The following is a 6229-nucleotide window of genomic DNA, read 5'->3' as shown; positions in this document are numbered from 1 at the left end:
CTACCTGTAATGTGGGAACCTGCCATATCTGGCATGGGAAATGCGCATAACTGCGTACCTAAGTTACAGGCGTATCCACCGATATTCAGTCGGACGCCTAAAGCGTCTGGAAGCATGTGACTTCAGTCATGTGAGGTTCACCCATAAAGCTTTGGGGCGGAAGCACAATTCAGGACTGTGGTGACTCCTAATGTGGATCCGATCACATTTTTTAATAAGGCTAATGAGTTGATGGTAAAGAATTCTCCGGCAGCTGCGGATAAGGAAATGCTTGAAAAAATAGCAGCTGTGAATATAGGTCCTGGTATGGAATTTGACACTTCTGTTCTTACCGGTGATGTTGCAGAAAACTGGAAGACAATGCTGACAGAAATTCAGCTAAAGCTTATCAAAGAGGGCCAGAAATTCTCAAAAAAGCTTGGTCAGTGGGACTATTTTGGTGAACCGATCGGAGATTTCAATACAGAATATGCTTATCGTGCACTGGTAGCTCTTGCAGGGCTTGGTGCCAATACAGTTGAAGTTGCGCTGTATCCAAAGATAGAGCAGGATGCGGATGGAAATACTCTTCTTAACTTTCTGTAAAATTAACTCTCGATTCAAAAGAATGGCTTATTTATGCGGTTTATTCAAGATATGTAGTTAATAATATGAGAATTAATTACCTCTCGAGAGTTAACTTATAAAACAGCCACAAATCCATTGAGGTCAGAGTTCCTTATCGTGGAGCGACGACCTCAGTTTTTTTATAACCGTAAATTAACAAGGAAGATATTTGCAGATGGACGGAAATTGGATTCAGGTCTAAAAAAGAACTTTTCTCATACAGGTATATGATTTATAATCATAATAAAAGGAAGATACTATAGTAATTCTTGTAAATAATGTATATTGATTCAGCTCATCAGAACATGAAATCCTGTTGAACTGTCTTAAATGCATTAATTAAGAGGATTGTTAAGCAGTGGCAACCGATGTTTCACGTGAAAACGAAAAGGATGGGATGATTATGAAAAATTACTCAGAAGATGTAAACAGACAGTATCATATTCAAGTGGCAAAAGGTGAAGTGGGCCGTTATGTGATCCTTCCGGGAGATCCGAAAAGATGTGTAAAGATTGCACAGTATTTTGATAATCCTGTGCTGATCGCAGACAACAGGGAATATATCACTTATACAGGAACACTGGATGGAGTGAAGGTCAGTGTAACGTCAACCGGTATTGGTGGCCCATCAGCGTCCATTGCAATGGAAGAGCTGTATCGCTGCGGAGCGGATACTTTTGTCAGAATCGGAACCTGTGGTGGAATGCAGACGGAAATAAAAAGTGGAGACATTGTAATTGCGACAGCAGCAGTACGTATGGAAGGAACAAGCAGAGAATATGCGCCAATTGAATATCCGGCAGTGGCAAATCTGGATGTGACCAATGCTCTTGTTGAAGCTGCGAAGGAGAAAGGATTTATATATCATACAGGTGTGGTACAGTCTAAAGATTCTTTCTATGGACAGCATGAGCCGGAAGCAATGCCGGCAGGTTATGAGTTGATCAATAAATGGGAAGCCTGGAAACGAATGGGATGTCTTGCTTCTGAAATGGAATCCGCAGCACTTTTCATCGTAGCCGGTAAACTCAGGGCGAGGATGGGTTCCTGTCTGTTGGTATTGGCAAATCAGGAGAGAGAGAAGCTGGGTCTTGAGAATCCGGTTGTACATGACACAGACATGGCAATCCGGGTAGCTGTAGAGGCAATCCGCAGAATGATTAAAGAAGATCAGGGACAAGTTCTGTAAGGACGGAGGTGACAGAGAATGCAGAATCTGGAAAAATCAATGATCAGCAAACTGATTGAGACTGCAATGGAACAGCTCAAATTTTCTTATACACCCTATTCAAATTTTAAGGTTGGTGCATCATTACTTACAAAAAACGGACAGATTTATACAGGGTGTAACATTGAAAATGCAGCATATACACCTACGAACTGTGCAGAACGAACTGCAATTTTCAAAGCAGTGAGCGAAGGCGTCAGGGAGTTTGACACAATTTGTATTGTGGGTGGAAAAGATGGAATTTTGACAGAGTATACAGCTCCTTGTGGTGTCTGCCGTCAGGTAATGATGGAGTTCTGTGATCCGGAGACATTTCGGATTATTCTGGCAATAGATAAAGAGCATTATGATATCTACACACTGAAGGATTTGCTACCGCTGGGATTTGGACTACGAAATCTGATAAATTCCCGAGAAATATAAGGTAAACGCCCATCATTGCAAGTGATTTTTAATTGCGAAAAGTAAAAAAAGTGAATGACGAATAAAAGGGAACAGGAAAAGGTCAGCGATTAATAAAATGTAAGAGAAGGAGTAAACATAAATGAAAAATTACGACAGAATTTTTGTAATTGTACTTGATTCTCTGGGGATCGGGGCAATGCCGGATTCAGCAAAATTTGGTGACATCGGGGTGGATACTTTTGGACATATTCTTGAGAAAATGGGTTCTCTGGAGATTCCAAATCTTAGAAAACTGGGAATGTTGAATCTTCATCCGGCAGGAAAAATGGCGGGTGTTGAGAATCCCAAGGGGCGATATACGCATCTGGGTGAAGCTAGCAATGGAAAAGATACCATGACCGGACACTGGGAGATGATGGGAATCAAAACAGAAAAACCATTTAAAACCTTTACAGAAACAGGATTCCCGCCGGAACTGATCGCAGAACTGGAGAAAAGATGCGGAAAAAGAGTGATAGGAAACAAGAGCGCAAGCGGAACGGAGATTATTGAGGAACTGGGCGAAGAGGAGATTCAGACGGGTGCAATGATTGTTTATACTTCAGCAGATTCTGTTCTTCAGATCTGCGGAAATGAAGAAACTTTTGATCTTCAGAATCTGTACCGCTGCTGTGAAATTGCAAGAGAAATTACCATGAAGGATGAATGGAGAGTTGGCAGAGTTATTGCAAGACCGTACATTGGTAAGAAAAAAGGTGAATTTAAACGTACCAGTAACCGTCATGATTATGCATTGAAACCCACCGGACTTACCACGTTAAACGTGTTGAAAGATCATGGATTTGATGTGATCGGTGTTGGAAAGATTCATGATATTTTTTGCGGAGAAGGCATTACAGAAACTCATCATTCAGACAGCTCTGTACATGGAATGGAGCAGACAATTGAAATCTGCAAGAGAGATTTCAGAGGGTTATGTTTTGTTAATCTTGTAGATTTTGATGCATTATGGGGACACAGAAGAAATGTGGAAGGTTACGGAAAAGAGATTGAGAAATTTGACAAAAATCTGGGTGTGTTGTTAGAAGAAATGAGAGAGAATGATCTGCTTATTCTCACTGCAGATCATGGAAATGATCCGACTTATACAGGAACTGACCATACAAGAGAATATGTACCATTTATTGCGTACTCAAAGAGAATGAAAAATGGTGGTGCGATAAAAGACGAAGATACTTTTGCTGTGATCGGCGCTTCTGTGGCGGAGAATTTTGGAGTGCCAATGCCTGAGGGAACAATTGGACATTCTGTTTTAAAAGAGTTAATGTAATAACGATTGTAAAAAAAGACAGGAATATTGAAAACAGGCGTTTTCAATCTCCTGTCTTTTGTGCTAAAATAGGAAAAGAATTTATCTGACTAAATCGTTAAAGAGAGACAAGTGATAAATTGTAAAAAGATAAAATGATACAGAAAGGAAACCGTTTTTATGGAAACAGGAACAATTTTTAAATTTCATAATGACCTGGATACAGACCAGATCATAGCATCACAGTATCTGTTACTTCCTAATCTGGATGAGATGAAAGGTCATGCATTTGAATCTCTGGATCCGGATTTTTCAAAGAAAGTAAAACCGGGAGATTTCGTGGTAGGTGGAGAAAACTTTGGATGTGGTTCTTCCAGAGAGCAGGCGCCTGGTGTTCTGAAAGCGTTGGGAGTACAGGCAGTTGTAGCAAAATCTTTTGCACGAATCTTTTACAGAAACTCTATTAATATTGGTTTGCCGGTAATTGTCTGCAAAGATCTTCCGGACGAAGTAAATACCGGAGATAAGATGGTTCTTCATATGTCAGAGGGAACAGTTGAAGCTAACGGAAAAACATATTCCTGTACAAAGCTTCCGGAATATATGCAGAATATTTTGAATCAGGGTGGTCTGATCGCATCTCTGAACAAGGAGGAGAAGTAAAATGGGAATGACAATTGCAGAAAAGATTATTGCTGCGGCAGCAGGTGTTGACAGCGTAAAACCGGGAGATATCCATACAGTTAAACTCGATCGTCTCATGAGTAATGATGGAACCACACATCTTACGGTTGATATGTATAACAATAAATTGAAAAATCCGCACATTGCAGATACAAGCAAGCTGGTGTTTATCGTGGACCATAATGTACCATCTGACAGCCCGAAAACAGCAGCATCTCAGAAGAAGATGCGAGATTTTGCAAAAGAACATAACATTGATTTCTGGGAAGGAAAAGGTGTCTGCCATCAGGTTATGATCGAGAATTATGTCCGTCCGGGTGAACTGATCTTTGGTGCAGACAGCCATACCTGTTCATACGGTGCATTAGGTGCATTTGGAACAGGCGTAGGATGTACAGATTTCCTTTATGGTATGGTAACAGGTACTTCATGGGTACTGGTTCCTGAGAGCGTAAAATTTAATCTGACAGGTAAACTTCCGGAAGGAGTTTACGCAAGAGATCTGATTCTTACAATCATTGGGGAAATCGGAGCAAATGGATGTAACTATCAGGCAATGGAATTTACAGGCGAGGGTGCGAAAACACTCAGTATCAGTGATCGTATGGCGCTTTGCAACATGGCAGTAGAAGCCGGTGCAAAGACAGGTATCTTTGAAGCAGATGAGAAAGCTATTGAATATCTGAAAGAACATGGACGTGAGCCAAAGGCTGTATATCACAGTGATCCGGATGCAGTTTATGCGAGAGAATATACATTTGATTTATCAAAAGTCCGTCCTGTAGTTGCGAAACCTGATTTTGTAGACAATGTTGTGCCTGCAGAAGAAGCCTGCGGAATTGAAATCAATGAAGCATTTCTGGGATCCTGTAACAACGGACGTATTGAAGATCTGCGTGTCGGTGCAGAAATCATCAAGGGCAAGAAGGTTGCTGAGGGCGTCAGATTTCTCGTTGTGCCTGCAAGCCAGACTATTTACCGCCAGGCATTAAAAGAGGGGCTTATTGACACGTTTATGGAGGCTGGAGCCATTGTTATGAATCCGAACTGCAGTGTATGCTGGGGAAGCTGTCAGGGTGTGATCGGTGAGAACGAAGTTCTGATCAGTACAGGAACACGTAATTTCAAAGGTCGTGCAGGACACCCAAGCTCCAAAGTATATCTGGGATCAGCAGCTACTGTTACAGCATCTGCCATTACAGGAAAGATTGCGCTGGCAAGTGAGGTGTGATGCTAATTATAAATGTTTCACGTGAAACATTTAACCGAATCAAGTAAATTTCCTGCGAAGGTCGCGAAAAGCAATAGACAGCAGGTGGAGATTTGTTTGTATCGGGAGGAGAGCAAGCTCATCCTGATAAACTGCGGAGTAGTTATTCGGTATGGTATAGAGTCGCGTAGCAAAGCGGATATTCACAATTCGTTTGAATGAATTTTAACTTGTGACTGTGAAAGTACTGAACAGTTATAAGTGAAGATAGAAGATAAGAGGTAAGATTATGGAAAAATTCACAGGAAAAGTGTGGGTTCTGGATGATGACATTGATACAGATATTATTATTCCAACAGAATATCTCGCACTGAAAACAATCGACGATATGAAACAGTACGGATTCAGTCCTCTGCGTCCGGAACTGGCAGGACAGATTCAGAAAGGCGACATTATTGTTGCAGGAAAGAACTTTGGATGTGGTTCTTCCAGAGAACAGGCACCGGAAATTATCAAAGCACTGGGAATTCAGTGTGTAATTGCCAAATCTTTTGCGAGAATTTTCTTCAGAAATTCTATTAATAATGGTCTGTTACTGATCGAGCAGCCAGATCTTCATGATGATATCAAAGAAGGTGATGAAGTCACTGTGGTAATGAATGAACATGTAGATTACAATGGAAAACAGTACCCGATTGCTTCTCTTCCGGAAAATCTGATGAGCATTATTCAGGCTGGCGGACTTGTAAAAGCCATGCGCAAACTGAATGGACTGGATTGATTTGGA

Annotated in this window: 7 protein-coding genes; all 7 read left to right on the top strand. The window is 41.1% G+C overall.

What is annotated here, in order from left to right; all coding sequences use genetic code 11:
- Nucleotides 1-192: 192 nt before the first annotated feature.
- The 7 genes from LJE12_RS16255 to LJE12_RS16225 all read left to right on the top strand — a co-directional run bounded on the left by LJE12_RS16255 (nt 193) and on the right by LJE12_RS16225 (nt 6223).
- Nucleotides 193-585, top strand: a complete 393-nt coding sequence (locus LJE12_RS16255; RefSeq protein WP_118576286.1) for a hypothetical protein — start codon at nt 193-195, stop codon at nt 583-585.
- Between the two features lie 424 nt (nt 586-1009).
- Nucleotides 1010-1795 (top strand): uridine phosphorylase, encoded by a 786-nt coding sequence (udp, locus tag LJE12_RS16250; protein WP_025581079.1) that lies wholly within the window; start codon nt 1010-1012, stop codon nt 1793-1795.
- Nucleotides 1796-1813: 18 nt separating this feature from the next.
- On the top strand, nt 1814-2257 hold the full coding sequence (gene cdd, locus LJE12_RS16245; protein ID WP_008708265.1) for a cytidine deaminase: 444 nt from the start codon (nt 1814-1816) through the stop codon (nt 2255-2257).
- A gap of 121 nt (nt 2258-2378) precedes the next feature.
- Nucleotides 2379-3569: a phosphopentomutase gene (locus LJE12_RS16240; RefSeq protein ID WP_008708264.1), complete on the top strand. Its 1191-nt coding sequence runs from the start codon at nt 2379-2381 to the stop codon at nt 3567-3569.
- 159 nt (nt 3570-3728) lie between these two features.
- Complete coding sequence (locus tag LJE12_RS16235; protein ID WP_008708263.1) at nt 3729-4211, top strand: LeuD/DmdB family oxidoreductase small subunit; 483 nt, start codon at nt 3729-3731, stop codon at nt 4209-4211.
- A gap of 1 nt (nt 4212) precedes the next feature.
- Entirely contained in the window at nt 4213-5463 is a 1251-nt protein-coding gene (locus tag LJE12_RS16230; RefSeq protein ID WP_008708262.1) for a 3-isopropylmalate dehydratase large subunit, read from the top strand.
- Nucleotides 5464-5731: 268 nt separating this feature from the next.
- Nucleotides 5732-6223, top strand: coding sequence for a LeuD/DmdB family oxidoreductase small subunit (locus LJE12_RS16225; RefSeq protein ID WP_022380260.1), 492 nt, complete (start codon nt 5732-5734; stop codon nt 6221-6223).
- Nucleotides 6224-6229 lie beyond the last annotated feature (6 nt).

This window comes from Blautia sp. DFI.6.71 (assembly GCF_020593585.1).
In the GTDB taxonomy this organism is placed as follows: Bacteria; Bacillota; Clostridia; order Lachnospirales; family Lachnospiraceae; genus Blautia_A; species Blautia_A wexlerae.
This window is presented reverse-complemented; position numbering and strand designations above follow the sequence as displayed.

Excerpts from the sequence above, each read along its gene's own strand:
- cdd (WP_008708265.1), top strand. The coding sequence starts at position 1,814 with ATGCAGAATCTGGAAAAATCAATGATCAGCAAACTGATTGAGACTGCA.
- LJE12_RS16225 (WP_022380260.1), top strand. The coding sequence starts at position 5,732 with ATGGAAAAATTCACAGGAAAAGTGTGGGTTCTGGATGATGACATTGAT.
- udp (WP_025581079.1), top strand. The coding sequence starts at position 1,010 with ATGAAAAATTACTCAGAAGATGTAAACAGACAGTATCATATTCAAGTG.
- LJE12_RS16230 (WP_008708262.1), top strand. The coding sequence starts at position 4,213 with ATGGGAATGACAATTGCAGAAAAGATTATTGCTGCGGCAGCAGGTGTT.
- LJE12_RS16240 (WP_008708264.1), top strand. The coding sequence starts at position 2,379 with ATGAAAAATTACGACAGAATTTTTGTAATTGTACTTGATTCTCTGGGG.
- LJE12_RS16235 (WP_008708263.1), top strand. The coding sequence starts at position 3,729 with ATGGAAACAGGAACAATTTTTAAATTTCATAATGACCTGGATACAGAC.